The following is a 25,963-nucleotide window of genomic DNA, read 5'->3' as shown; positions in this document are numbered from 1 at the left end:
GCAAGAATGAATCATTTTGGAACAAAAGAAATTGAAACAGCTCGTTTGTTATTAAGACGCTTTGTTAATGAAGATGCGAAAGCGATGTATGATAATTGGGCGAGTGACGATCAAGTGACAAAGTATTTAACTTGGCCATCGCATACAGATGTATCGATGACTCAGTCATCAGTGAAAAACTGGGTAGAAGGTTATGAAGACGCATCTCAGTATAAATGGGCAATCACATTAAAAGGCAACCCAGGTGAAGTCATTGGCGACATTAGTGTCGTCGCAATCAGTGAACATCGTCAAGAATGTGAGATTGGTTATGTTCTTGGTCACAAGTTTTGGAGTCAAGGATACATGGGTGAAGCGATGAAAGCTGTATCGCATTACTTATTAATAGAGGCAGATTTCAACCGAGTTGAGGCTCTACATGATGTAGCTAACCCGGCGTCTGGGAAAGTCATGCAGAAAGCGGGGCTACAATATGAGGGCACTCACCGCCAATATAGTCTGAATAATACAGGGCTTGTTGATTCTGCACGCTATGCCATTCTAAAAGAGGATTTAATAAAGGAGTTTACTAAAAAATGAGACGTGTAATTATTGATACAGATACTGCTGGAGACGATACAACTGCGATACTGATGGCTTTACATCATTTTAAAGTAGAAGGGATTACGATCGCTTCAGGGAACGTCGAGTTTAATCAGCAAGTTGAGAATGCTTTAGTGACGGTTGAAACTTTTGACCCTCAAGAGAAAGTACCTGTATTTAAAGGACATGAAAGTCCGATGATTTCATTGCCTTTAAAAAAACATTTAACGGTTGAAGAAATTCAAGGTGGCAATGGGATGGGGGACGCAGTCTTTCCTAAGCCAAACCAAGTTGCGGAAGATGAGCATGCGGTCGACTTTATGATTCGAACAATTAAGGAGAATCCTGGTGAGATTGAAATCATCGCTCTCGCTCCTTTGACAAATATTGCGATGGCTATCAAGCGTGATCCAACTATCTTAGCGGATATTAAGCACATTTGGATTATGGGCGGAATTAATAATGCTTTAGGGAATGTTGCGGCAGTGGCAGAATACAATTTCTATGTTGATCCTGAAGCAGCGCGAATTGTACTTCATTCGGGTGTCCCACAGACTTTGGTAACTTGGGATGCAAGTTTAGACTATGGTGTCATCTATGATGACGACATTGCGATTATTGAAGCCTTGGACACAAAAGGATCGAAGTTCTTCCTAGATGTAAATTTATTCGTAAAAGCATTTGAGTTTGCTAAACGTGGTGTAGATGGGATTACGTGTACTGATTCTTTACTTGCAGCTGTAGCAGCAGATGAGTCAATTGTCCTTAAAGCCACAGATTATTACGTTGATATTGAAACAGGTGGAAACTTAACGCGGGGATTCAACTTAGTTGACCGAGAAAATGAACTAGGCCAAGCACCAAATATTCGAATTATCGAGAACATCGATAGCGATAAATTCAAAGCAATGTTAGGTGACATGTTGGCGGATATAAATAACTGAATCGAATAAACTCTTATTTTGTTGACTTTAAGATTGGCATTCGATAGAATATTAACAAATGATGAGAATTTAATGATAAAAACGACGAAGAGAAGAGTAGCAAATTGACTTTGTTTAAGAGAGCCCGGCTGGTGTGAAAGGGCACAGAAAAAATTTGTGAAGATGGACTCTGAGTATTAGCTAAGTGAAAGCTTTTCTAACGGTAGCAACCGATACCTTGCCAACGTTTATATAGACGTATTAAGGCACTTATTGTGAGATAAGTGTAAATTTGGGTGGTAACACGATATTGTCGTCCCTAATCAGAGAGCTGATTAGGGGCGATTTTTTTATTTTAAAAAAGGAAGGAAGTTGAGTATGCCAATTAAAATTGTTGAAGGATTACCCATACGCAAAGAATTAAAGAGAGAACAAATAGTGACAATGGATGAGAGCACGGCACGTACTCAAGACATTCGTCCCCTTAAAATACTCATTCTTAATCTCATGCCTAAAAAAGAAACGACAGAACTGCAATTATTGCGATTATTAGGTAATACACCGCTTCAAATAGAAGTAGATTTAATGTATACAGCAACTTACGAAGCGTCCAATACACCGATCAGTCACTTAAATCAATATTACAAAACGTTTGATGAAATTAAAGACCAACAATATGATGGGCTTATTATTACAGGCGCCCCTGTAGAACAATTTGAATACAATGAAGTCAATTATATTGATGAGCTGAAGACAATATTAGATTGGTCTCAAAAAAATGTCTTCTCCCGATTATTTATTTGTTGGGGAGCTCAATATGCCTTAAATTATTTTTACGACATCGACAATTATAAGCTTGAACAAAAGTTGTTTGGTATTTATGAATATGACGTATTAGAAGCAGATCACCCCTTACACCGTGGTTTTAACGACACATATCAAGTGCCACAATCACGCCATACTTCAATTTCTATCGAGACTATAGAAGCTCAAAAAGATTTGAGAATCACAACAAAACATCCAAAATTTGGACCAGATATTATTACAACAACCGACAATCTAGACATATATTTATTAGGGCACTTGGAATATGACCGAGAAACATTACATCAGGAATATCAACGCGATAAAGAGGCAGGAAGTAAAATAGCTCTACCAGAAAATTATTATCCAGGAGACGATGATTCGAAAACGCCAAAATTTACGTGGAAAAGCAATGCCTTTCTTCTATACAATAATTGGCTTAATGAGGTTTACCAACATACCTATTATAATTTGGAAGATATTTTAAAGGAGGATAAATAAAATGACAACACACATCAATACTAAACTTGTCCAATTAGGAAATCGAAAAGATCCATCAACAGGAGCCGTCGTTGCTCCTATCCACTTAGCGACAACTTACGCTCATCCAGGTTTAGGGCAAAGTACTGGATATGATTATACACGAACGAATAACCCAACCCGAGATATCTTAGAAGAGGGCTTAGCGGCTTTAGAAGGTGGCGAGAGAGCGGTCGTTACAAGTTCAGGCATGAGCGCGATTCAATTGGCTTTTCAATTTTTTAAACAAGGTAGCCATTTTTTAGTTTTACGCGATTTATACGGTGGAAGTTTCCGATACTTTGATCACCTTGAAGCAGAGAATTTAGCACAATTTACTTACTTTGAAACCGAAGCAGACTTTGAAAAACTAATCAGCGATGACATATCAGGGGTATTCATTGAAACACCGACAAATCCATTAATGCAAGAGGTTGATATTCAACGCATCGCAGATTTAACGCATCAACATGGAGCACTATTACTCGTGGATAATACTTTATTAACGCCACTTCGCCAAAGACCCTTAGAATTAGGTGCAGACATTGTACTTTATTCAGGAACAAAATATTTAACGGGACATAATGATATCTTAGCTGGAGTGGTCGTGACAAATGATAAAAATATGGGTGAAAAGTTAGGCTGGTTATCGAATACAACCGGTCCTACTTTATCAGCCTTTGACTGTTGGTTGTTTATTCGTAGTTTGAAAACTTTACCGATTCGATTAGACCGACAAGAAGCAACTGCGCAAGAAATTGTGACCTGGTTAAAGCAGCAGGAACAAGTTAAAGATGTGTTATATGCTGGAAAAGGTGCCATGATAAGCATCCGCTTAAAAGGTGAAGCGAAAGTGGGACCATTCTTAGAGAAGTTACAAGTATTTACATATGCCGAAAGTTTAGGTGGGGTTGAAAGTTTAATTACATACCCAACAACTCAAACACATGCAGACATACCAAAAGAATTGCGTGAATCCTATGGCTTAACGCCTGATTTATTAAGGTTGTCTATTGGCTTAGAAAATTCTTCCGATTTAATTCAAGACTTAGAAGTTGCTTTGAAGGAGTAAAAGTGATTAGATGATTTTAGAAGAAAGAAGGTAGATGTGAGTGGAAATTGAAGAGTTTGTAGAAAAGTATTATGTTGAGCGTCAACATACAAATTCATTAAAATGGGACCTATTAGAAGAACGCTTTGGTCAAGCGGATTTACTCCCTTTATGGGTCGCTGATATGGACTTTAAGGTGAGTCAAGCTATTACAAAAACATTAAAAGATCGAATATTACATGGTGTTTATGGTTATACATTTGCTGGTAAATCATATTATCAAGCATATAATAACTGGATGGAAACGTATTTCTCTTTCCCGATAAAAGAAGAATGGGTTCGTTTTTCAACAGGTGCCGTTCAAGCGATTTACCACCTATTGTACACATTCACCGATGAAAATGATTCAGTGATTATTCAATCACCTGTTTATTATCCTTTTAGTGACGCAGTTAAAGACACAAATCGCCGATTAGTCAATGTCGACCTAGTGAATAACGATGGATATTTCACCATTGATTTTGAACGGTTTGAACAGGTAATTATTGATCAAACGGTGAAATTGTACATCCATTGTTCGCCACATAATCCTGTTGGACGAGTGTGGACGGAAGAAGAGCAAGCGAAGTTGTTCGCCATTTGCCAAAGGCACAATGTGTTAATTATCTCTGATGAAATTCATCAAGACTTTACTTTTGAACGTGAACATATCCCAGCAGCAAATGTTTTTGAAGGAGTTCACCGGCCTCGAGTCATTACTGTGAACTCAGCGTCTAAATCCTTTAACATCGCTGGTTTAACTCATTGTAATATCGTAATCACAGACGATGGGTTGCGTCAAAAATATGATGATTTTGCAAATTCCATGATTAAAACAGAAGCGAATATTATGGGGTTATTTGCTACCGAGGCTGCGTATGTGGATGGTATGGATTGGATAGACTCATTGAAGAATGTCATTTACCATAATTATGAAATCGTCCGCGATTACTTCACAAAATTTGCACCCGAAATTACAGTATCACCACTCGAAGGGACATATTTAGTCTTTGTAGATTTACGCAAAGTAGTAAAAAGTGATGAGATGGTCGAATTCATTCAGGGAAAATGCGGGCTCGCAGTGGATTACGGAGAATGGTTTGGTGAAGGTTACGAAGGTTTTATTCGTTTAAATCTTGCGACAAAACCAGAAAATATCGAAAAAACTGTCCAAACAATTGTTGAACAGCTAGGATAATGCAAGATAAGACCTTCCGTCAGTGAAGGTCTTTTATTATTGCCTATTATAGATTAAATTTAAATAATGAATCCGAATTATTTTTGTTCAGGAGTTAGCACATTGATATAGTTAGGTAAGACGCTAATTTCCACCGGGAAAGAAGGACCTTTATCTCCATCAACGGCCATATGTATATTACCATCTTGATTAAGTAATTCGATCTTGATATTTTTGGCATCTACCGTTAACACACCGTTGTTTTGAACTTTCTCAGTATCGAAGATCCAGTTAGCAATACTTCCAACTCTATCTCCTAAAGTCGTTTTCTTTAAACCAAAGATGTGTAATTTACCATCATTATAGCTGGCATCTTTGAAGAAGTTAGTTAAACCAACTACACTACTAGATACCCCAATTAATAATAAATCTAATTCAAATTCATCGACTTTATTATCAATATTTAAGCTGAAACGGTAACTCTTTTGCTCGTTTATCGCTTGAATTCCTTCAACTAAGTAAGCGACAGGACCTAAGCGTTCCTTCTCTTCTTTATTCACTTCAAAGACACTTTCAGGAATTGTTCCCGTAGAAACTAAACTTAAGAAAACTTGATCATTCACAAGCCCTGCATCAATGGATTGTGGAGTAAGGTTTGGTAAATCCTTAACAGCTTTATCCAAGTTTATTTTGATATTTAACGCACGCGCAACATTATTTACCGTTCCAGTCGGCAAAATGGCAATCTCTGGCCGATAATCTTCATCTTTAAGACTCGAGGCAAGAAGTGAAACCGTTCCGTCACCACCTAAGATAACGATAGTATTATATGTTTCACGCGCAGCTTCTTGAGCGAACTTGACAACATCATCGCCGGATTCCGTTATATTTATTGTTGCAAAACGTCCATTTGCTTCAAGGATTTCTTTCGCTTGTTGAGCATAGTCTTCTGCTTGTTTTTGTCCAGAAGATGGATTTGCAATAATCATGACATCTTTCATTTTATCTCTTCCTTTTAGAAAATTTATGTATATACTATACCGCTCGTTTTTATGAATAACAACTACTTGGAAAGGACTCAACTTCAAATGTGAATTAATTGTTAAAATTTTAAATAATACCGGAAAAAATGACTATCTCTGTTACAATTGAATTATCGCATTAAAGGAGTTGTAGTTGAATGAGACTGAATTTGAAAGACATGGATACAAAATCACAAACAACGCTAATTAGTATTGGGACAGTTATTTTTGCGGTTTTAATGACGGCATTATTTGCCAGACATCATCAGCAACAAGTGCAAAGTATTGAATTGGCGACAAGTGCCATACAAGATTTGTATTTAGATGAGGGAAATACGTATTTGAACCCAAAAATATCTCCAGAACTAATAAAAAATGCTGAAGTGACCGCTAAAGAAGTTGGAGGCGTTCAAGGAAACAGGCTCCAACATTTAGTAGAATTAGCAGAGGATAAGCAAGAGGCAATCGCCAACTTATCTGAGCTTTACCAAAGTGATGAACCAATCATTGTCGGTGAACAAATTAAAGAAGGACTCCCTTTAAATGAAGCAGTGACGCCTCAATTAGTAGCCGAACAAAAAGAGCAATTACCTTTTTCCGATGAAGATGCCCTTACAGAAGCAATCTACTCTCATTATGATCAGATTTTAACAACCTTTAATGAAATCGAAACAGCGAGTAACCAGATTAATCACTTATCTGAAGAAGTCCATTCAGCCTCTTTAGAACAAGAGATTCAAGCTTTTTCTAAAGTGGAAGAAGTGCTTTTAAAAAACCAAAAACATCCACAAACTAAAGCAGTGATTGATAAGTATATGGAAAAATGCCGAATTTACGGCGAAGATTTAGTTGAACATACTGAATTACTTGAATCCAATCAGGCAATCACAGAAGCGATTTTTAATTCACGTGGTTTATCTGCCCCTTTAACGGGCTCTCCCATTGACGAGCGGCCGTTAGTTGCTCTTACCTTTGATGATGGCCCCACTGAGAATACCTTAGAGATCCTAGAAGTCTTGGACGAACATGATGTTACAGCCACCTTTTTCTTTTTAGGGCGATCAGTCGAGGCCAATCCAGATATTGCCAGAGCAGTGGTTGAAGCAGGGCATCAAATTGGAAACCATTCCTATTCACACGCAAATTTTGATTTATTAAATATGGGAGACGTTGAACACGAGACTGAAATCACACAGGAAATCATTGCGGATGCTACAGGCGTAACGCCAAATATCTACCGCTCGCCTTATGGTAATGGTCGTCAGAAAATGTTGAAACTTTACCCAGATATGGAACCTATATATTGGAATGTTGATTCAGAAGACTGGTTAAGTAAAGATGAACAAATAACTAATGAGCATATTGCTAATCACTTACAACATCGATCAATTATCTTAATGCATGACACTCAATTATCAACCACCGAGGCAATTAAAACACTCATACCTCACTTAAAAGAGCAAGGTTACGTCTTTGTTTCACCTACTCAAATTCCAGAAGCAGATTCATATCGGCTATAAAAAAATCCTCGGAGAATATCCGAGGATTTTTTGTGCATAATTATACTATGCAACCTTGTCGCATTTACTTTTTAGCTTTAATCTCTGGTCTTCTTGCCAGAAAAAAGCTAAGTGACAGCAACAACCAGAATAAGCCAAAAGAGAAACCAGCCAGCACATCACTAAAATAATGCACTCCAAGGAAAATTCGGCTAAAACCGATGAATAAAACAATTAAAAAGGCGAATACAATCAGAATACGACGAAACACGCTTGGTTTGAGGGACAGAATGAGTAACACAATGACGCAACCAAAAGCAACCATCGAAGAAAACGCATGACCACTCGGGAAAGAATAACTACTTTCTTGCACCATTCGAATCGCTTCATTTGGACGACTTCGTTGAACAATATTTTTAACCAGTGGATTCAATGCCAAACTCCCAATCGCATTTGTAATTAAAATCCATAGTGGTAAATCGATTCTCTTAGTTAAAAGGTAAGCAATCACCGCCAAAATAACGACCGTCGAAACGACACTCATTGGATTCGCAAGAATTGTTACGGCATTAAAGAATGAACTTAATAGGGGTGTCCGCCAAGAAACAATTTCAAGCGTAATAAGATTATCCAGATGTTGAATGGCATTCATATTGAATATAACAATTGCAATAATAATCAAAAAGGGTATCAGAGCAAGTAATGAGTAATTTAAATATTTTTTATTCATAAAAGCACCTCGGTATTTTATTTAATTAAATAAAGCTTGTCTTTAAATGAATCTCCATGAATTTGTTCATATAAAGTAAAATATTCTTCAAAAGTTATCTCCGAACTCGTACCTAGCAATTCAAATTCTACATCAAATAAATTCACAATCATATTTAATTGTTGGAAGCCATTCTTCTCGTAAAATTGCAGGCGTCGTAAGCGTTCCTCTATGATACCTGCATCCGTTTGAACAACTTCAATTTCTAAGCAAATATTCATGTCATGATATTTTTCTTTAAGAAGTGATAAAACTTTTGAACCATAACCTAGGCTGCGATATTCAGGAGAAATTGCAAAGTATTCAACAAAAATTAATTGAGAACTTTTTAAAGTTGAAATCATACCAATAAAGCGTTCGTCTTCAGTAATTGCGAAGACTTCAGCAAAACCAGTTTCTTGATGTGAGAATAAAATTTCAAAAGGTTTGCGTTCATACGAAGGAAAGGCATTAATATATAAAGTTTCCAAATTATCTGCCAAAGGTGAGTGAATGGAATTGATACGTTGGATTTTCATGTTATAAACTCTTTTCTAATATACTTATTCTATTGTATCTTTAATTGAAAAAGATTTAAAGAGTCTACTTTTATTATATTTTCATAAAGATAATCAGCAAGGGGATCAAATTTGTTTCATGTATGGTAAAATAGGTGAATATTTTAATAAATTTAAATTGTTTAAGGAGGTATAGATATGGAATGGATTAAATTAATAGGTATTGTCATTATCATATTAGGTTTTATTCTAAAATTTGACACAATCGCAACTGTTGTTGTCGCAGGACTTGTTACTGCATTAGTATCAGGCATTTCATTCATAGAATTTTTAACGATACTCGGAGAGGCATTTACGAACCAGCGTTTTGTAACCTTGTTCTTCTTAACTTTACCGATGATCGGCTTGTCAGAGACGTTTGGTCTAAAAGAACAAGCGATTCGATTTATTGAAAAGATTAAAGGACTCTCAACAGGTGGCTTGTTTACAGTGTATCAGGCGATTCGTGAATTATCGGGATTTTTCTCAATTCGACTTGGTGGACATCCACAGTTTGTGCGTCCATTGATCTATCCAATGGCAGAAGCGGCAGCGGAGTCAGATACGGATGGTAAATTAGATGAAGACGACGTTGAGAAAATTAAAGCACGCGCATCTGCAGCGGATAACTATGGTAACTTCTTTGCGCAAAATACATTCGCAGGATCTGCCGGAATTCAATTAATCAGTGCAACATTGATTGACTTAGGTTTAAACGGTAACCAAAGCTCATTAGCCATTGCGTCAATCCCAATTGCAGTGATTGCATTAGTATTAGCTGCCATTTTCAACTGGCGTTTTGACCGTCAATTACGTAAAAAAGCGAAAGCTAAAAAGTAGGAGGAGAAATCAATGGAACAATTTGCAAGTACAGTTTTAGAAATTATGTATATCGTCATTGGTTTACAATTACTTTATACAGCTTACCGTGTATTCAACGATGAGACGAATCCTACACGTATCGGAACGACATTATTTTGGGCGGTTCTAGGAGTCCTGTTCGTTGGTGGTAGTTATATTCCCAATATCATTAATGGAGTATTAGTGTTGATCATTGGGGTAATTACTTTATTCAAACAAGTATCGATCGGAGAAATCAAAGCTACACCGGAAAAAGAAGTTAAAGAGAATGCTAATAATACAGGTAATGGTATCTTCTTACCCGTCATGACTTTAGCGATATCTTCATTATTGATTGCCCAAAGTTTCCCAGCATTAAGTCAATCGGTCTTAGGTATTGGAGCTTTAATAGGGACGATAACACTATTGTTCACTATTCGACGCGGACCAAAAACATTGCTTCCAGAAAGTGATCGCATGATTCAACAGGTATCAACAACAGGTATTTTACCTCAATTGCTTGGTGCTTTAGGTACAGTATTTACTGCAGCAGGTGTTGGAGATGTTGTGTCTGGACTTGTTCAAGGAGTCATCCCAGCTGAAAGTCGATTCTGGGGAGTTTTAGTATATGTCTTAGGTATGGTGTTATTCACAATGGTTATGGGGAATGCCTTTGCGGCCTTTACCGTTATTACGTTAGGAATTGGTGTGCCGTTTGTATTCTCACTTGGTGCTGATCCAATTATTGCAGGAGCTCTAGCAATGACTGCCGGCTTCTGTGGAACGTTAATGACCCCTATGGCTGGTAATTTCAACGCATTACCTGTAGCATTATTAGAGATGAAGAGTGAATTTGGAGTCATTAAAGACCAAGTTCCATTCGCGTTTATTATGATTGTAGTGCATGTTATCTTAATGTACTACTTACCATTTATCTAACAGGAGGAGTTTTCATATGAAAATTTTAGTAACAGGATTCGATCCATTTGGTGGCGAAGCAATGAACCCTGCCATTGAAGCAGTAAAATTATTACCAGATACAATTAAAGGTGCAGAGATTGAAAAATTAGAAATCCCAACAGTTTTCCACAAATCAGCAGATGTTGTACGTGAGAAAATGAATGAATTCAAACCAGATGTTGTGTTAAATATCGGTCAAGCGGGTGGACGTATGGGCTTAACACCAGAACGTGTCGCAATCAATCAAGATGACGCACGTATTCCGGATAATGAAGGAAACCAACCGATTGATGTAGCCATTCAAGAAGATGGTGAACCAGCTTACTTCTCAAAATTACCAATCAAAGCAATGGTAGAAGCCATGAAAAATGCAGGTATCCCTGCTTCAGTATCAAATACAGCTGGAACATTCGTATGTAATCACATTATGTACCAAACACTTTACTTAGTTGATAAAGAGTTTCCAGAAGCAAAAGCAGGCTTTATGCACATTCCATTCATGACTGAACAAGTATTAGACAAACCAAATCAACCAGCAATGTCATTAACTGATATGGCTCGCGGAATTGAAGCAGCGATCGAAGCCATTGTTGAATACAATGATAAAGACGATATTCAAGTGATCGGTGGAGCGACGCATTAATTTTTAACTCGTTAAGGCAATCTGATATACTTAGATTTATAAACTTACGAAAAGAGGAATGGATATGTCAATATTTGATCGATTAACAGGAAAAGCAGGTAAAGTCGATAACGCGAGTGCTATGAATGTGATTCAAGATATTCTAACGTCAACAGAAGAAGTTGTTTCAACATACAAATTGATTCGTGACTTTATTGTGTTCACTAACAAACGTCTTATCTTAATTGACATCCAAGGAGTCGGAAGCAAGCGTGACATCCAAAGTGTTCCGTATAAATCAATAAGTCGTTTCTCAATCGAAACGGCAGGGACAACTGATTTAGATGCTGAAATTGATATCTTCATCTCGAGCGCTCCAGAACCGATTATTCGCTTAGAATTAGGTCGTAATCGTGACAACTTAAATGAAATTGCCCGTACCTTAGCTGAAGAAATATTAGGTTAGGCAAAAAAGGACTCATTTACCCGTTTAAACGGGTAAATGAGTCCTTTTTATATAGTTTAATCACTTTAATCACCGTGACCACTTTACTTCTACAGCCATTTATTCCGTTTAAACAGCCAGTAACCAATTAACACTAAAATAAGAGTAATAATACCAATGATAAACATTGAAGACGTAGCTTCTTCACCTGGCACAGGAACGTTCATTCCCCAAGCGCTGGTTATAATGGTTGGAATTGTTAAAATAATGGACCATACAGTTAATACCCGCATAACTTGGTTCACATTATTATTGACCACATTCGATAAGATATCGCTCACTTTTTCATTGAGTTGCTTCAATTCATGCACCATGCCACTCGCTTGATGCAATTCAACATTAACATCACGCAGATGCAGCAAGTCATTATCCTCAATATCTAACTGGTTAAACTGTTCTTTTAGATGTTCTAGTACATCCCGATCATTATTAATGGCTGAATTAAAGAAGACGAGCGCTTTATTTAATTTCATTTGCGTGTAAAATATTTCATTTTTAGTAGACTCTGTGACATCTAATTCTAAATCCCGAATTTCTCGGTCGATTTCCTCTAAAAGAATAATGAATAATCGGGCGATGAACCATAGTATATTCAATACTAGGCCCAACTCATCTAAGCAGTTAAAAGAATTCAATCTCATTTCTGTAATGTGATTGAGAGTTTTTAAGGAGTCGATACTAGTGACAATGACTAAACCAGGTTTAAATACAATGGCGATAGGGGCAGTACGAGACACGTCATGGAAGTCTTGTGTTCGCTCTTTAAAGGGGTAGTTAAAGAGTACCAAGGTGTATAAATCTCCATCATCGGCTTTATACGACTCCCACCGGGCAACTTCGTAAGAATCTAGACCACTCGTTATAAAATCCTCAGGAATATCAAATTGATCAAGCATCTGTTGAATTTCCTGTTCATTCGCTTGCCATAAATGATAGAAATCATACGATTTATCTACTTGATTCTTCCCATAAGCCATTGTGTAATGTTCTAGCATGTCGCCTCCTTTCGACACAACGTGAAGCGAATACAATTAAAATAAAAATCACTCAAACGAACACTTTAATGTATTGGGATTACTTTTAATTTTTTTAAAACACCTTTTGATAATTAGTCAAAATATACTATGTTAATTATATCAATATAATAATATGAATGATTATTAATTGATAACAAAAAAACTGAATAACTTATCGTTACTCAGTTTAAGGTATCTATACTTTATTTAATGTTATAACCATGTTCTTTTGCTAAATCAATGTATTCTTGTAAGTCGCGTTTAAATACCCAATTTGTGAATGATTCAGAAAGCACTTCACTCGCTGTACGGTATACTAATGAAGGGATATTACGAATACAGTAGACAAAGATATCGTCTACTTTAAGTAATGGTTCATCATAAGTTGTCTCTTTACTGAATTCAACGGCCTCACCAGGTTGAGCAGCTAAATCAACGACAAGTGTTCCTTTTTTCATGTTTTTAACATGGTCATAAGTTAACATATGATTTGTTGGATCAGTTACCGAAATTCCGTTAATGATTACATCATATTCACTATATGATTTATAAAACTCATCTAAATTGCTGCGGTAGAACATACGAATATTATCAATGGCACCGAGTTTAGATGCGGCATTCATCGCACCTTGGGATACATTTCCCGAACCAAGAATCGCGATATTCGTTGTCGAACTAAACAGCTTACCGTAACTTAACATTGAATGAATGGTACCTACATAACCTGCAGTAACACTATTTTTGTAAGTAAAGTTACTTCGGATGAACGGAATAGGTTCAATCTTATCTTCAAAAGCAATGGTAGGGTGCGTATTATCAATATTCAAGATGATTAAATGTTTATCAGTTGCAATCCCTTCCATGAATGCTTTCCCTTTGCCTTGTGGGTGGATCCAGCCAATGATAATTTGGTTATCTTGTAATAAATCATATTCCTCTTCCGGTATACCTTTCATCGAGTAAAGAGCATCTGCTTGCTCATAGACCTCTTTACGTGAAAGTATTGTACAGCCTTTATCTTTATATTCTTTATCAGTAATTTCTAAACTTTCACCAAAGCCAGCTTCGATTAATATATCATTTTCTAAGCCTTCGATATGCTCTGGTAGTAGTGTAAGTCTCTTTTCTCCAGCATTACTGGGTTTTAAAATCCCTAATTTCATAAAATCCCTCCAATGTCCTTGTTACAATCTATTATAACCTTTACTAGTAAATATTTCAGTGAAATATATTATTATAATAAAATTATGAAGATAGTATTGACACATAACATAATTAGATGGTATACTTCTGTTTGTCGTTGTCACGACCAACCACTTTTTTTATTGCCGGGGTGGCGGAACTGGCAGACGCACAGGACTTAAAATCCTGCGGTGGGTGACTACCGTGCCGGTTCGATTCCGGCCCTCGGCATAATAAGATATCGGTTTTAAATAATCCTTACTCTAATAAAGAGTGAGGGTTATTTTTTTGGTTCGTTAAAAAAACGGAACTTACAATAAAGTAAGCTCCGTTTGTATGTTATGTTAGTTACCATCCACTACATATTCCTCAGTCACTTCTCCATTTACTAAATGTAACATAGGAGCGGAGTTTACGGCATTATGAAGGTCATCGTATTGGAATGATCCAGTCACGCCTTCGAATTGAATATTTTCCATCGCGTCACGGATCGCTGTTGGATCATCTGACCCTGCTTCTTCGATTGCTTGGAAGATTAAGTGAGCGCCATCGTAACTTAAAGCGTCGAATGTATCGGGTGCATGACCGAAGCGTTCTTCGAATTTCGCAACGTATTCTTGGGCACCAGGATTGTCACTACCTGTATGGAAGTGCGATGTAAAGTAAAGATCAGTAGCGTTTTGAGCGCCAGCAATTTCAGTTAAAGTATCACTTGCGAAGCCATGTCCACTTAGAATTGGTTGCATTAGACCCATTTCACGTGCTTGGCGAACGATGATTCCAGCTTCACTGAAGAAGGCGGGGACATATAAGACATCGAAATCAAGGGCAGCAATTGAAGTGAGTAAGCCCATAAAGTCTTGCTCGCCATCATTATAGAACACTTCATCAACAACTGTTCCGCCTAAATTTTCAAATTCTGCTTTGAAAGGCTCAGCTAAACCAACAGAATAGTCTTTTGATTGGTCAGTAATAACCACTGCATTGGTTGCGCCTAATTCGTCCATCGCAAACCTTGCAGCTGCGTTTCCTTGGAATGTATAAGTAAAGGCTAAACGGAAGATATTACTGATAACTTCACCGTTCTCATCTAAAGCTAAATCGTCTGCTGTTCCTACGGGATACATAGTTGGTAACTGACTTTCAACCGCAGTTGGACGGGATGCGTAAACTAGGTCAGACGTTGCAGGACCAAAAACTACAGATACACCTTCACTAGCTAAACGAGTCGCAATCGAAGTTGCTTCTGCTTTATTCGATGTGTTATCGTATTCTACGATTTCGACCATTCGACCACCTAAGAGACCGCCCGCTTCATTAACTTCCTCGGCAGCTAATGTCAGATTATCCATCATTGGTACAGCGTATGCTGATCCGACACCAGACAGTTCCAAATTTGCTCCAATGCGAATTGGTTCTTGATCCTGTGCCTGTGCAATAGTCATAGCAGGTGTTAAACTTGTCCCTAAAGTAAGCATTGAAAGTAACGTTAAACCTAGTTTTCTTAATTTCATAATAATAATCCCCTTTTATAATATTCAATAGAAAAAATAAAAAGCCCTAATCTATCTTTCGGACAGAATAGGACTTTTAAAAAGATTTTCCTATTCTGTGTTCAAACATGAATAGGACTGAGCAGTTATTCGATTTTTTCGAATAAGCTAAGTCCTGAGGCCGTTAATAATAATAATAATGGCGTTATTTAATTTCATGTTTGATAACAGAAGCATTGGAGTTTCTCCTTAAATTTTAATGTTTTCTAATGTAATTCAAAGATATCACATGGAATTTAAATGTGCAAGCATTATTAATGGATTTTATTCGTGCTATAGTTTTATGACAATAAAAAACGGAACTCACTAGAAGTAAGCTCTGTTTATCTGTCTATTTATTAGTTCCCATCAACTTCAAATACTTCAGCTACTTCTCCATCGATATAATGTAACATTGGGGCAGTTTCTACGGCATTATGGTATTCATCATATTGGAATGCACCAGTGATTCCTTCAAACTGAATATTTTCCATTGATTCGCGAATTGCTTCAGGGTCATCTGTTCCGGCTTCTTCAATAGCTTGGAAGATTAAGTGGGCAGCGTCATAACTTAAAGCATCAAATGTGTCAGGTGATTCACCGTAACGTTCTTCGAATTTCGCAACATATTCTTGAGCGCCTGGGTTTTCACTACCAGTATGGAAGTGAGAGGTAATGTAAAGTTCTGTGGCATTTTGTGGGCCAGCAATTTCTAATAATGTATCACTTGCGAAGCCATGTCCACTTAGAATTGGTTGCATTAGACCCATTTCACGCGCTTGTCGAACAATGATTCCACCTTCACTAAAGAAACCAGGTATATATAAAACATCAAAATCAAGGGCAGCCAATGAAGTCAATAGACCCATAAAGTCTTGCTCGCCAGCGTTGTAGAAGAGTTCTTCAGTAATTGTCCCACCTAAAGCTTCGAACTCTGCTTTGAAAGGATCGGCTAAACCAACCGAATAATCATTGGATTGGTCAGTAATAACTGCTGCGTTTGTTGCACCTAATTCGTCCATAGCATATCTAGCAGCAGCTTTACCTTGGAAAGAATAAGTAAAAGCTAAACGGAAGATATTACTTATAACTTCTCCGTTCTCATCGAGGGTCAAATCATCTGAAGTTCCAACGGGATACATGGTTGGTAATTGGCTTTCAATGGCAGAAGGGCGTGATGCATAAATCATATCTGATGTTGCTGGGCCAAGAACTGCTGCTACATCTTCACCGGCTAGGCGTGTCGCAATGGATGTTGCTTCAGTTTTGTTCGAAGTATTGTCATAGCCAATAATTTCGATCATGCGGCCACCTAATAAACCGCCCGCTTCATTGATTTCTTCAGCAGCTAATGTCAGATTATCGATGATTGGTACACCATAAGCTGATCCGTATCCAGAGAGTTCTAAATTCGCACCAATGCGAATTGGTTCCTGTTCTTGTGCGTTTGCAGTGGACATAGCAGGCGTTAAGCTAGCCCCTAAAGTAAGCATTGATAGTAATGTTAGTCCCATTTTTCTTAGTTTCATAATAATAATCCCCTTTTTTAAGTTTCAATAGAAAAATAAAAAGCCCTATTCTATCTTGCGGATAGAATAGGGCTTTTAAAAAGAAAATCCTATTCTGTCAACAAACACGAATAGGACTTGGCATATATTCGAATTTTTATCGAATAAGCTAAGTCCTGACAGCGTCGACGACGACGTTGTTTAATTTTGTGTTTGTTAACAGAATCATTTAGTTTTCTCCTTTAATTTTAATTTTTCTAATGTGACACAAAGATAACACACGGAATTAAAATGTGCAAGCGTTATTAAATACTAGTTAATGAATATTATTAATATCATTAAGGAAAACATAGAAAAGGCATATCAATACCCTCAAGACGGTGTTATAATGACAAATGTAGGTAATCGATTACAATATGAGTATATTCGCAATGTATACCTTTTACAAACTGACAGGTATTTTTAGCCTTAATCGAAAATATAATTAAAAAAATAGTTAATAGAAAAATTAAAAGAAAGAGAATAAAATGAGTGAAAATATTATTAAACAAACCAAAGATGATAAAAAGTTCTTAATTATGGCCCACCGCGGATTCTGGGGTGGGAATGTAATTCAAAATACCCGTCAAGCTGCAATTACCGCTAAAAAAGCGGGAGCAGATATTATAGAGGTCGACGTATGTCGCTCAGCTGACGGCGTGTATTATTTATTTCATAAATTAGCCGTAAGAATGTTACTAGATGTTGATAAAGAGTTTGAAAAGATGACCTCTGAAGAGATTGATTCTTTAGTGTTACTCAATTCAAATGGACAAAAATCTGGCTACCGAGTAGAAAAGTTAGAAGACTTTCTAGATTGGCTTCCAATAAACTATATTGTAAATATAGATCGAACGTCAGATTACTGGGATGATGAAGCTCTTTTTGACATATTAATCAAATCAGGTAAGAAAGAATTATTATTCCTAAAAGCACCAGCCGAACCAAAGTCATTAGAGTTGTTAAACGAAGCGAATGTGAATATACCATTCGTTGCGATTGCCTACGAACAAGCTGACTTTGAACGAGTAAAGTCTTATGAAAATATTCGATTAATTGGTGTTGATTTAAGAATTGATGATTTAAATCATCATTCATTGCTAGAAAGTAATTGGTTAAATAAACTGATTCACCAAGATATGATGATTATTGCCAATTCTGAACACCTTGGTAGAGAGTATAAACTATTCGATGTGCTGGACGATACAGCCGCAATTCTTGGTAGTGAAACTTATGTCTGGAGTATTATGAGAAAATACGGAGTCAACGTCATCAAGACCGATTGGCCTAACTTCGTGAATGATTACCGTAACCGTATTAGAGAAAGAAACTAGAAAAACCGCTAAAGTTGAAAAATGCTTTAGCGGTTTTTTTACTATTAATTTTTCAAATCACGGCGGTTATATCCAATGAAACCAAGCGCCGATAGTACAATAGCTACAACGATTATGACAAGTAGAGGGAACCCATCGAATTCCACTGGCGTATGGTAAAAGACAGATAAGTTATTTAACCATTCTGGAAATTCCATAAGTTCACCTAAATAGCTCACTATAAAAGCGAACGTTAAGTATAGCCAAATTAATGGCATAACTTTAGGAACGAAACCAAGTATGAAAGTAGCCAAACTTAATAGGAACCAAATGCTAGGAACATATAACAGGGCCATTTCAACAAAAGTTACTAGAGATAAAGATTCGACCATCACTAGGCTAGCAGGGTAATAAATACCAACCGCCATTAAAAGTTGCATAATTGCAATAAATACTAAACCGATACAATAATAGGTCAGTAACAACTTCGTGCGTGAAACAGAACGACTGTATATATTGTCCAATCGGCCAATATCTTCCTCATGCTTTAGACTCGTGATCATCGTAACAGCCGGGATCCCAGTAAATAGGGACATGATTGCGAACAATAATCGTGTAAATTCCTCAGTTAAAGTCGCCGTGTCCAAATTTGGTAGAAAAGCTTGTAAAATATCCAAATCAGCAAAGTACGTTTCGAGATCACCTAAGATCGCACCAAACGCCGCTGCAATAAGGAAAATTCCTAAAGCCCATGAAATGAGTTTAACCTTTTCTTGACTCCAAACAAATCCAGGTAAAGTTTTCAAGAACCAAGAAGCATTTTTTCTACCAGGACGTTGAGGCAATAGACCCTGGAAAATATCACGGCGACGGTTTAATATAAAGCCGATGCCAATCAGAATGACCGACCCGACCACCAATCCAATAATTGGCCACCATTCATTCGTCGCAAACACTTCTGTGCGCACAGTCCAACCTAACGGTGAAAAAAGTGATAGAGTTTCATTACTAACGTCTCCAAACGCACGAATAATATATGAAAGAATGAGCACAGTAAAGGCGATACTACGTGTTCCCCGAGTAGTTTCACTCAACTGAGCGGCAACAATGGTGACACCTGAAAAGAATAACCCAGTGGTTCCAAGGACCGCTCCATATAAAAATGAAGCCTCCCAAGTAAAATCTGCACTATCCATAACACCCAAGCCAACAGCAATTACTAATGTAATGATTGCATTGAGTAACAACATTAATAAAGTCGCAGCAGTTGTATAAGATAATTTTCCAACGGGTAAGGATTGAACGAGCTCTAGTCGACCTTCCTCTTCATCCAACCGTGTTGTCGTGCTTGCTAACAAAATGTTCATAACAGCCACGCCAATGGCGGTAAATAACAACATTTCTCCAGCAAAAGCAATCGCAGCTGTGTAATCTGAGGGTGACTGAGCAGGACCTAACATCGCAGTCATGGCAGGGTTTTGCATTGTAATACCTAAGCCGACTAAGTCGCTTTGATTTTCATAAATCATAGGGTAAACGTAAGCCACACCTAAAGTCAGTCCAACGATTCCAACCAGCCAAAGAATAATATTCAACCGATGTTGTCGAAATAACAAACTAAAAATCCGGCCAGTCTCTTTAAAAAGCTGTGTGAACATAAACTACTGACCTCCTTGCGGATTCTCGTAGTGATGTAAGAATAAATCTTCTAACGTCGGTGGTTGGCTTTCCAACTTAACTAAATTAAAGTCTGAGAGATGTTGCATAATCGCATTGAGTTTTTGACTCTCAATCTGCATCTGGTATTGATTCCCGTCCATCTCCACTAAATCATGGACGCCTTCTAACTGAGCTAAATCAGTTACAGGATTTTCCGTTTGAATTGTTAATTTACTTCGAGTTAAGTGGCGCAACTCATCGAGTGTGTCTGACTCAATAATTTGCCCGTTACGAATAATCGAAACACTGTCACACAGACGTTCCACTTCGGATAGAATATGACTCGATAAGAGTACACTTTTCCCATTTTCCTTCGCTTCACAGACCAGTTCTTGGAAAAGCCGTTCCATTAACGGATCCAGACCAGAAGTGGGCTCATCTAGGATATATAAATCCACATCTGCTGCAAAAGCGGCGATTAAAACAACCTTCTGGCGGTTCCCTTTAGAATAAGTCCGACTCTTCTTGGTCGGATCAAGTTCAAAGCGTTGAATTAAATCATCCAGACGTGCTTGATTCACCTGACTCCCATGCATCTTCAGTAATAAGTCAATGGTTTGACCACCCGTGAGATTTGGCCAAAGATTCGCATCGCCTGGCACATAAGCAATGCGTCTATGAATATCAACGGATTGTTTCCAAGCATCTTGATCAAACACTTTCACTTGTCCCGAATCTGCTTTTAACATACCTAATAGAACTCGAATCGTGGTTGATTTACCGGCACCATTTGGTCCAATAAAACCATGGATTTCACCTTTATTAACATTCAAATTAACTTTATCTAAGGCTGTGAATTTTCCAAAGTTCTTTGTTAAATTTTGTACTTCAATGACTTTTGACATGTTATCCTCCTTATTTAGAGCTGTCAGAAACGTATGTTGGTTTGTAATATACTGTCTTTAATAAATGAATATAATCGAAAAATTCATCATAAAGTGGTGTTAAATCTGATGGATTTATCGCTGTAAAATCCGTATCGGAAAATTGTGCCACAAGCTTACTGCGGTAACCTTCAATCGACCAATATATCAAATTCAATGCCTTATTTGCATCAATATCTTCACGGAATTTTGTTAAATCAATGTCTTTATTTAAGACAGTATCCACTTGCTTTTCAATCGCTTGCTTTGCCTCTGCTAACCCCTCATATATAGCTGTGTAGCGGGAAATATTTACAAAAATATGACCTAGAAAGTCAAACGTATCTTTAAATCTAGGGTATTCTTGATTTTTTATTTCTGAAAAATGAATGATCCGCTCAAAAATATCCGTAATGTCATAATTTACCTTTTGAAAATACATGGTATCAATGCGTTTTAAAGATAATTCAATTAAATACTTAAACAAACCTTCTTTGTTATTGAAGTAATTAAACAAACTCCCCTTACTAATATTCGCTTCCTTAGCAATCCGATTTGTTGAGGCATCGTCAAACCCTTTCTCAGCAAATTCTTTAAAAGCTGCATTCAAAATGCGTTCTTTCTTTGCACCATCAATGCGATTAAACTGCTGGCTTTCAAACATAAAGCACCTACTTTCTATTAATGACCACACTGGTCAACTTATTTTTATTCTAACAATAATGACCAGGATGGTCAATTATATTTGTTTAATAACTTGAATAAAGTTTAATGGGACGTGTCATATGGTGACCCATCCTGTTAGACGTTTAGTTTCCCCTGTCATGTGATGACCCGTCCCGTTAGCTGTTTAATTTCCCGTGTCATGTGGTGACGTGTCCCGTTAGGCATTTAATTTCCCTTGTCATGTGGTGACGTGTCCTGTTAGGCGTTTAATTTCCCTTGTCATATGGTGACGTGTCCCGTTAGCCGTTTAATATCCCGTGTCATGTGGTGACCTGTCCCGTTAGAGGTTTAATTTCCCCTGTCATGAGATGACTCGTCCTGTTAGGCGTTTAATTTCCCATGTCACAACATGACCCGTTCCGTTAACAGTCTAACTCCCCTGTCACAACATGACCTGTCCTATTAAAACTCCAACTCCCTTTGTCAGATCATGACAGGGGGGATTGGTATTTAAAATATATACTCCGCGCCCATAAGTTTAGCTCTAGTTAACTTAATCGACTATAATTAGTAATGAGGTGATTGGGATGTTCCAAATTTTAGTTGTAGATGATAATAAAAACACACGCCAATTAATGCGAGCAGTTTTAGAAGAAGAAAATTATAAAGTCTTTACCGCAGAAGATGGTCAAGATGCCCTTGATCTGATGGAAAATCAACATATTGATCTAGTCTTGTTGGATATTATGATGCCTAATATGGATGGTTATGAGTTCACTAAAATATTACGAGAAATGAAAAATGACTTACCTATTTTAATGGTATCTGCTAAGCAGTTGCCAATCGATCGTAAGCAAGGTTTTATTGCTGGGACGGACGATTATATGATTAAGCCGGTAGATGAGGAGGAAATGCTTCTTCGAATTAAGGCTCTTCTTCGTCGTGCCAAAATTGCAACTGAAAGAGAAATTAATATTGGCGAAGTCACTCTAGATTATGACAAATTAATGGTGTCTCGTTTAAATGAAGTACATACTTTGCCACAAAAAGAATTTCAATTACTTTATATGCTTTTATCATATCCAGGGAAAATTTATACACGTATCCAATTAATGGATGAAATATGGGGAGTGGACAGTGATACAGGTTGGGAGACAGTAACAGTCCACGTCGCAAGGCTTCGTAAGCGATTTGGTGAGTGGCCAGAGTTTGACATTGAATCCGTTCGCGGCTTAGGTTATCGGGCGGTGAAGCGCGTATGACAAGAAAGAAATTGCTTAGAAAAAGGAAACTATTGCCTAGAACGATGCTGACAATTATATTCTCCGCGATTGTCTTTATTATTATGGTCATTACGATGGCCATTGTTAGCTTATTAATCTATCTACTTGCGCATACTGGAATCATTCAAACTCATATTCAAAGCCCAAGTATATTATATCCAATATTATTATTTGCGCTCATTAGTATTGTGATTGGAACATTTGTGGCAGCTATACTTAGTGCGTTTCCATTAAAGCCAGTCAATATACTAATTGAGGGAATGGACCGGCTAGCTCATGGGAATTATGATGCGAGAATTCATTTGGGACGCAGTCAAGTTGGGAAAGACTTATCAAAGAGTTTTAATAATTTAGCTGAAGAGTTGTCTAATACTGAGATGTTACGCTCGGATTTTGTGAATAACTTTTCCCATGAATTCAAGACGCCCATTGTTTCAATTCGAGGATTTGCAAAACTCGTTCAAAAAGGAAATTTATCAAAAGAAAAACAAGATGAATATTTAAAGATAATTGTTAATGAAGGAAGTCGACTCGCAGATCTTGCGACGAATGCGTTAGATTTAACAAAAGTTGAGAATCAGACCATATTAACTGATGTTACCGAGTTTAATTTATCGGAACAATTGAGAAACTCAATGGTTTTATTGGAAGAAAAATGGGCCAAGAAAGACTTAACTATGATGCCGGAGTTCGATGAGCACATGATTGAAGCGAATGAAGAGTTACTTAAGCAAATTTGGATAAACTTATTTGATAATTCAATTAAATTCGCCCCGGAACAAACACCAGTAAAATCAACGATTAAAGCCAATGATGATTATTTAACCGTAGAAATAACAAATTATGGAACTAAGATTTCTGAAGAAGACCAGGAAAGGATTTTTAATAAATACTGGCAAGCAGATACTTCTCATGCAAGTGAAGGATTCGGGATTGGTTTATCGATTGCTCAAAGGGTCGTCGAATTACATAAAGGGAATATAAATGTTGAGAGTAATGACGAGTGGACGAAATTCATTGTCGTCTTGCCTAAAGAACAAAAGAATGGGTAAATGCTGAGAGGACTCAGCATTTTTTTGTTTAGATTCATTTAATGGTAGAAAGATAGTATAGAACTAGAAAGTTATGATGGGTACTGTCACGTACTATTTCCGAGGGTTTGCTTTGGAGATAAGTACGTCTTTCTTGTCTTAACTAATAAATAATGCATCGAGGGGAGTATTTTATGTTAAAAATATTTAAAAATTTAACAATGAAAGAAGCACTACTGGCTGGCTTAAGCCTTGTCTTCATAGTGATTCAAGTGTGGTTGGATCTGAAATTGCCAGATTATATGAGTGAAATCACGATGTTGGTTCAGACTGAGGGGAGCCAGATGAGTGATATTTATGCTGCGGGTGGCATGATGCTGTTATGTGCGTTCGGAAGTTTGATTTCTGCTGTCGCTGTAGCGGTTTTAGCATCTAAAATTGCAGCTAATTTCGGAGCAATTGTTCGCTTTAAACTCTTCGATAAAGTTCTTTCATTTTCAATGGAAGAGATTTCTGGGTTTTCAACATCCAGCTTAATTACACGCTCGACGAACGATATCAATCAGGTACAATTGTTGATTGTTATGGGTCTGCAAGCGATTATAAAAGCGCCAATTATTGCTGTGTGGGCGATGGTGAAAATTTCTGGAAAGAGTTGGCAATGGTCATTTGCGACTGGGGTTGCGGTGGTTTTCCTCATGTTAACGGTTGGGATTGCGATTTTCTTAGCAATGCCTAAGTTCAAATCACTTCAAGGGTTAACAGATAGATTAAATGGGGTGACACGTGAGAATTTAACCGGACTGAGAGTTGTTCGTGCGTACAATGCGGAGAATTTTCAAGAGGAAAGATTCAATACGGTGAACACTGAGTTAACGAATACGCACTTATTCACCAGTCGTGTGATGTCATTCATGCAACCGAGTATTCAACTTGTCATGAGTGGCTTGACCTTAGCTATTTACTGGATTGGTGCGATTCTTATTAACAATGCTGGTTTTGATATGAAGTTAACTTTATTCTCTGACATGATTGTCTTTTCTTCTTATGCGATGCAGATTGTGATGGCTTTTATGATGTTGATTATTATCTTCATCTTAGTTCCACGTGCATCGGTATCGGTTCAACGTATTCAAGAAGTATTAGAAACTAAACCAACCATCATAGATGGGGAAGTGACTGAAGCTCCAAATGCTCAAAAAGGTACAGTGGAGTTCAAACAAGTGAGTTTCAAATATCCAGATGCTGAGGATTATGTCATCGAAGATATTTCGTTCACTGCAAATCAAGGGGAGACGGTTGCTTTTATCGGATCGACTGGTTCTGGTAAAAGTACATTGATAAACTTAATTCCTCGACTTTACGAAGCGACTTCAGGCGAGGTCCTAGTGGATGGGATTAATGTTAAAGACTATACACAAGCTGCCCTTCATAACCGAATTGGTTATGTTACGCAAAAAGCGCGCTTATTTGATGGAACGATTAAATCAAATATCGCTTATGGTGATAATGGTAAGGACGGATTCTTAGAATCAGATATAGTTGAAGCAGTTTACACAGCGCAAGCTAACGAATTCGTTGAGAAGCTAGAAGGTGGCTATGATGCGAAAGTAACACCAGGTGGGACGAATCTTTCGGGTGGTCAGAAACAACGGGTGTCCATTGCTCGTGCGATTGCTAGACAACCAGAAATATTTATCTTTGATGATTCCTTCTCTGCCTTAGACTACCAGACTGACCGGCAGCTTCGTGAGTCACTTCGTAAAGACTGTGCGGATGCAACTAAATTAATTGTTGCCCAACGTATCGGAACAATTAAAGATGCAGATCGGATTATCGTTTTAGATAAAGGTCGGATGGTTGGAAATGGGACACATGATGAATTAATGAAAACTTCCGCTGAATACCAGGAAATTGCTTATTCACAACTATCGAAGGAGGAATTAGCCAATGAATAATAGAA

The 25,963-nt window shown here is 37.4% G+C and carries 24 protein-coding genes, 1 tRNA gene and 1 other annotated feature; of the genes, 15 read left to right on the top strand and 10 right to left on the bottom strand.

Translation table 11 applies throughout. The features are described 5' to 3' along the window. The first annotated feature begins 6 nt into the window (after positions 1 to 6). From ACFO5Y_RS08045 to ACFO5Y_RS08025, 5 genes are all read left to right on the top strand, one after another. A complete protein-coding gene (locus ACFO5Y_RS08045) occupies positions 7 to 579 on the top strand; it encodes a GNAT family N-acetyltransferase (RefSeq protein WP_197104254.1) in 573 nt (190 codons plus the stop codon). After that, positions 576 to 1,526 (top strand): nucleoside hydrolase, encoded by a 951-nt coding sequence (locus ACFO5Y_RS08040; RefSeq protein ID WP_197104253.1) that lies wholly within the window; start codon positions 576 to 578, stop codon positions 1,524 to 1,526. Before ACFO5Y_RS08045 ends, ACFO5Y_RS08040 begins: the two co-directional genes overlap by 4 nt. A gap of 75 nt (positions 1,527 to 1,601) precedes the next feature. Then, positions 1,602 to 1,829 (top strand) — a binding site (T-box leader). A gap of 54 nt (positions 1,830 to 1,883) precedes the next feature. Then, positions 1,884 to 2,810 (top strand): homoserine O-succinyltransferase, encoded by a 927-nt coding sequence (locus ACFO5Y_RS08035; protein WP_197104252.1) that lies wholly within the window; start codon positions 1,884 to 1,886, stop codon positions 2,808 to 2,810. A 1-nt stretch (position 2,811) separates the two neighbouring features. After that, positions 2,812 to 3,900, top strand: a complete 1,089-nt coding sequence (locus ACFO5Y_RS08030) for an aminotransferase class I/II-fold pyridoxal phosphate-dependent enzyme (RefSeq protein ID WP_197104251.1) — start codon at positions 2,812 to 2,814, stop codon at positions 3,898 to 3,900. Positions 3,901 to 3,940: 40 nt separating this feature from the next. After that, positions 3,941 to 5,116, top strand: a complete 1,176-nt coding sequence (locus ACFO5Y_RS08025; protein ID WP_197104250.1) for a MalY/PatB family protein — start codon at positions 3,941 to 3,943, stop codon at positions 5,114 to 5,116. Positions 5,117 to 5,193: 77 nt separating this feature from the next. On the opposite strand, the gene ACFO5Y_RS08020 is transcribed toward ACFO5Y_RS08025, so the two are convergent. Next, positions 5,194 to 6,096 (bottom strand): diacylglycerol/lipid kinase family protein, encoded by a 903-nt coding sequence (locus ACFO5Y_RS08020; RefSeq protein WP_197104249.1) that lies wholly within the window; start codon positions 6,094 to 6,096, stop codon positions 5,194 to 5,196. A gap of 179 nt (positions 6,097 to 6,275) precedes the next feature. Between ACFO5Y_RS08020 and ACFO5Y_RS08015 the strand changes: the two genes are divergently transcribed. Continuing rightward, a complete protein-coding gene (locus tag ACFO5Y_RS08015; protein ID WP_197104248.1) occupies positions 6,276 to 7,637 on the top strand; it encodes a polysaccharide deacetylase family protein in 1,362 nt (453 codons plus the stop codon). 64 nt (positions 7,638 to 7,701) lie between these two features. Here ACFO5Y_RS08015 and ACFO5Y_RS08010 read toward each other — a convergent pair whose 3' ends face one another. Together ACFO5Y_RS08010 and ACFO5Y_RS08005 are read right to left on the bottom strand one after the other, a co-directional pair. Then, the gene (locus ACFO5Y_RS08010; RefSeq protein ID WP_197104247.1) at positions 7,702 to 8,346 is read right to left on the bottom strand and encodes a phosphatase PAP2 family protein; all 645 of its coding nucleotides are present in this window, start codon (positions 8,344 to 8,346) and stop codon (positions 7,702 to 7,704) included. Positions 8,347 to 8,363: 17 nt separating this feature from the next. Then, the gene (locus tag ACFO5Y_RS08005) at positions 8,364 to 8,903 is read right to left on the bottom strand and encodes a GNAT family N-acetyltransferase (protein ID WP_197104246.1); all 540 of its coding nucleotides are present in this window, start codon (positions 8,901 to 8,903) and stop codon (positions 8,364 to 8,366) included. 177 nt (positions 8,904 to 9,080) lie between these two features. Between ACFO5Y_RS08005 and ACFO5Y_RS08000 the strand changes: the two genes are divergently transcribed. The 4 genes from ACFO5Y_RS08000 to ACFO5Y_RS07985 all read left to right on the top strand — a co-directional run bounded on the left by ACFO5Y_RS08000 (position 9,081) and on the right by ACFO5Y_RS07985 (position 11,809). Then, positions 9,081 to 9,761: a DUF969 domain-containing protein gene (locus ACFO5Y_RS08000; RefSeq protein ID WP_197104245.1), complete on the top strand. Its 681-nt coding sequence runs from the start codon at positions 9,081 to 9,083 to the stop codon at positions 9,759 to 9,761. A 12-nt stretch (positions 9,762 to 9,773) separates the two neighbouring features. Then, positions 9,774 to 10,700 carry a DUF979 domain-containing protein gene (locus ACFO5Y_RS07995; RefSeq protein WP_197104244.1) on the top strand — a complete coding sequence of 309 codons (927 nt, stop codon included), beginning with the start codon at positions 9,774 to 9,776 and terminating at the stop codon, positions 10,698 to 10,700. 16 nt (positions 10,701 to 10,716) lie between these two features. Beyond that, complete coding sequence (pcp, locus tag ACFO5Y_RS07990) at positions 10,717 to 11,364, top strand: pyroglutamyl-peptidase I (protein WP_197104243.1); 648 nt, start codon at positions 10,717 to 10,719, stop codon at positions 11,362 to 11,364. Positions 11,365 to 11,428: 64 nt separating this feature from the next. Then, positions 11,429 to 11,809: a PH domain-containing protein gene (locus ACFO5Y_RS07985; protein WP_197104242.1), complete on the top strand. Its 381-nt coding sequence runs from the start codon at positions 11,429 to 11,431 to the stop codon at positions 11,807 to 11,809. 89 nt (positions 11,810 to 11,898) lie between these two features. On the opposite strand, the gene ACFO5Y_RS07980 is transcribed toward ACFO5Y_RS07985, so the two are convergent. Together ACFO5Y_RS07980 and ACFO5Y_RS07975 are read right to left on the bottom strand one after the other, a co-directional pair. Next, positions 11,899 to 12,843, bottom strand: a complete 945-nt coding sequence (locus ACFO5Y_RS07980; RefSeq protein ID WP_197104241.1) for a magnesium transporter CorA family protein — start codon at positions 12,841 to 12,843, stop codon at positions 11,899 to 11,901. A gap of 224 nt (positions 12,844 to 13,067) precedes the next feature. Continuing rightward, positions 13,068 to 14,027, bottom strand: coding sequence for a Rossmann-fold NAD(P)-binding domain-containing protein (locus ACFO5Y_RS07975; RefSeq protein WP_197104240.1), 960 nt, complete (start codon positions 14,025 to 14,027; stop codon positions 13,068 to 13,070). A gap of 164 nt (positions 14,028 to 14,191) precedes the next feature. Between ACFO5Y_RS07975 and ACFO5Y_RS07970 the strand changes: the two genes are divergently transcribed. Then, a tRNA-Leu gene (locus tag ACFO5Y_RS07970) sits at positions 14,192 to 14,277 on the top strand. 113 nt (positions 14,278 to 14,390) lie between these two features. Here ACFO5Y_RS07970 and ACFO5Y_RS07965 read toward each other — a convergent pair. After that, complete coding sequence (locus ACFO5Y_RS07965; protein WP_197104239.1) at positions 14,391 to 15,560, bottom strand: ABC transporter substrate-binding protein; 1,170 nt, start codon at positions 15,558 to 15,560, stop codon at positions 14,391 to 14,393. Between the two features lie 377 nt (positions 15,561 to 15,937). Next, positions 15,938 to 17,107, bottom strand: coding sequence for an ABC transporter substrate-binding protein (locus tag ACFO5Y_RS07960; protein ID WP_197104238.1), 1,170 nt, complete (start codon positions 17,105 to 17,107; stop codon positions 15,938 to 15,940). Between the two features lie 506 nt (positions 17,108 to 17,613). Between ACFO5Y_RS07960 and ACFO5Y_RS07955 the strand changes: the two genes are divergently transcribed. After that, complete coding sequence (locus ACFO5Y_RS07955; protein ID WP_197104237.1) at positions 17,614 to 18,459, top strand: glycerophosphodiester phosphodiesterase family protein; 846 nt, start codon at positions 17,614 to 17,616, stop codon at positions 18,457 to 18,459. A gap of 44 nt (positions 18,460 to 18,503) precedes the next feature. Here the strand turns inward: ACFO5Y_RS07955 and ACFO5Y_RS07950 are convergent, their stop codons facing one another. From ACFO5Y_RS07950 to ACFO5Y_RS07940, 3 genes are read right to left on the bottom strand one after another with little or no spacing between them, the layout of a single operon-like run. Further along, positions 18,504 to 20,096 carry an ABC transporter permease gene (locus tag ACFO5Y_RS07950; protein WP_197104236.1) on the bottom strand — a complete coding sequence of 531 codons (1,593 nt, stop codon included), beginning with the start codon at positions 20,094 to 20,096 and terminating at the stop codon, positions 18,504 to 18,506. A 3-nt stretch (positions 20,097 to 20,099) separates the two neighbouring features. Next, on the bottom strand, positions 20,100 to 21,002 hold the full coding sequence (locus tag ACFO5Y_RS07945; protein ID WP_197104235.1) for an ABC transporter ATP-binding protein: 903 nt from the start codon (positions 21,000 to 21,002) through the stop codon (positions 20,100 to 20,102). A gap of 10 nt (positions 21,003 to 21,012) precedes the next feature. Further along, complete coding sequence (locus tag ACFO5Y_RS07940; RefSeq protein ID WP_197104234.1) at positions 21,013 to 21,684, bottom strand: TetR/AcrR family transcriptional regulator; 672 nt, start codon at positions 21,682 to 21,684, stop codon at positions 21,013 to 21,015. A gap of 589 nt (positions 21,685 to 22,273) precedes the next feature. Here ACFO5Y_RS07940 and ACFO5Y_RS07935 point away from each other — a divergent pair. The 3 genes from ACFO5Y_RS07935 (at position 22,274) to ACFO5Y_RS07925 (ending at position 25,958) form a co-directional block, all read left to right on the top strand. Continuing rightward, a complete protein-coding gene (locus ACFO5Y_RS07935) occupies positions 22,274 to 22,948 on the top strand; it encodes a response regulator transcription factor (RefSeq protein WP_197104233.1) in 675 nt (224 codons plus the stop codon). Then, positions 22,945 to 24,021 carry a HAMP domain-containing sensor histidine kinase gene (locus ACFO5Y_RS07930; RefSeq protein ID WP_197104232.1) on the top strand — a complete coding sequence of 359 codons (1,077 nt, stop codon included), beginning with the start codon at positions 22,945 to 22,947 and terminating at the stop codon, positions 24,019 to 24,021. The genes ACFO5Y_RS07935 and ACFO5Y_RS07930 overlap by 4 nt, the downstream gene beginning before the upstream one ends. A 173-nt stretch (positions 24,022 to 24,194) precedes the next feature. Further along, the gene (locus tag ACFO5Y_RS07925) at positions 24,195 to 25,958 is read left to right on the top strand and encodes an ABC transporter ATP-binding protein (protein WP_197104231.1); all 1,764 of its coding nucleotides are present in this window, start codon (positions 24,195 to 24,197) and stop codon (positions 25,956 to 25,958) included. The last annotated feature ends 5 nt before the right edge of the window (positions 25,959 to 25,963 follow it).

The organism is Ruoffia tabacinasalis, assembly GCF_042652985.1.
In the GTDB taxonomy this organism is placed as follows: Bacteria; Bacillota; Bacilli; order Lactobacillales; family Aerococcaceae; genus Ruoffia; species Ruoffia tabacinasalis.
Note: the sequence above shows the minus strand (reverse complement) of the source record. Positions and strands in the feature narration are given on the sequence as shown.

Bases quoted from the DNA above. Each gene is read 5' to 3' on its own strand.
- ACFO5Y_RS08010 (WP_197104247.1), bottom strand. From the start codon at position 8,346: ATGAATAAAAAATATTTAAATTACTCATTACTTGCTCTGATACCCTTT.
- ACFO5Y_RS07940 (WP_197104234.1), bottom strand. From the start codon at position 21,684: ATGTTTGAAAGCCAGCAGTTTAATCGCATTGATGGTGCAAAGAAAGAA.
- ACFO5Y_RS08000 (WP_197104245.1), top strand. From the start codon at position 9,081: ATGGAATGGATTAAATTAATAGGTATTGTCATTATCATATTAGGTTTT.
- ACFO5Y_RS08015 (WP_197104248.1), top strand. From the start codon at position 6,276: ATGAGACTGAATTTGAAAGACATGGATACAAAATCACAAACAACGCTA.
- ACFO5Y_RS07930 (WP_197104232.1), top strand. From the start codon at position 22,945: ATGACAAGAAAGAAATTGCTTAGAAAAAGGAAACTATTGCCTAGAACG.
- pcp (WP_197104243.1), top strand. From the start codon at position 10,717: ATGAAAATTTTAGTAACAGGATTCGATCCATTTGGTGGCGAAGCAATG.
- ACFO5Y_RS07945 (WP_197104235.1), bottom strand. From the start codon at position 21,002: ATGTCAAAAGTCATTGAAGTACAAAATTTAACAAAGAACTTTGGAAAA.
- ACFO5Y_RS08020 (WP_197104249.1), bottom strand. From the start codon at position 6,096: ATGAAAGATGTCATGATTATTGCAAATCCATCTTCTGGACAAAAACAA.
- ACFO5Y_RS08030 (WP_197104251.1), top strand. From the start codon at position 2,812: ATGACAACACACATCAATACTAAACTTGTCCAATTAGGAAATCGAAAA.
- ACFO5Y_RS07925 (WP_197104231.1), top strand. From the start codon at position 24,195: ATGTTAAAAATATTTAAAAATTTAACAATGAAAGAAGCACTACTGGCT.
- ACFO5Y_RS07935 (WP_197104233.1), top strand. From the start codon at position 22,274: ATGTTCCAAATTTTAGTTGTAGATGATAATAAAAACACACGCCAATTA.
- ACFO5Y_RS07955 (WP_197104237.1), top strand. From the start codon at position 17,614: ATGAGTGAAAATATTATTAAACAAACCAAAGATGATAAAAAGTTCTTA.
- ACFO5Y_RS08005 (WP_197104246.1), bottom strand. From the start codon at position 8,903: ATGAAAATCCAACGTATCAATTCCATTCACTCACCTTTGGCAGATAAT.
- ACFO5Y_RS07965 (WP_197104239.1), bottom strand. From the start codon at position 15,560: ATGAAATTAAGAAAACTAGGTTTAACGTTACTTTCAATGCTTACTTTA.
- ACFO5Y_RS07975 (WP_197104240.1), bottom strand. From the start codon at position 14,027: ATGAAATTAGGGATTTTAAAACCCAGTAATGCTGGAGAAAAGAGACTT.
- ACFO5Y_RS07960 (WP_197104238.1), bottom strand. From the start codon at position 17,107: ATGAAACTAAGAAAAATGGGACTAACATTACTATCAATGCTTACTTTA.
- ACFO5Y_RS07995 (WP_197104244.1), top strand. From the start codon at position 9,774: ATGGAACAATTTGCAAGTACAGTTTTAGAAATTATGTATATCGTCATT.
- ACFO5Y_RS08045 (WP_197104254.1), top strand. From the start codon at position 7: ATGAATCATTTTGGAACAAAAGAAATTGAAACAGCTCGTTTGTTATTA.
- ACFO5Y_RS08035 (WP_197104252.1), top strand. From the start codon at position 1,884: ATGCCAATTAAAATTGTTGAAGGATTACCCATACGCAAAGAATTAAAG.
- ACFO5Y_RS07980 (WP_197104241.1), bottom strand. From the start codon at position 12,843: ATGCTAGAACATTACACAATGGCTTATGGGAAGAATCAAGTAGATAAA.
- ACFO5Y_RS07950 (WP_197104236.1), bottom strand. From the start codon at position 20,096: ATGTTCACACAGCTTTTTAAAGAGACTGGCCGGATTTTTAGTTTGTTA.
- ACFO5Y_RS07985 (WP_197104242.1), top strand. From the start codon at position 11,429: ATGTCAATATTTGATCGATTAACAGGAAAAGCAGGTAAAGTCGATAAC.
- ACFO5Y_RS08040 (WP_197104253.1), top strand. From the start codon at position 576: ATGAGACGTGTAATTATTGATACAGATACTGCTGGAGACGATACAACT.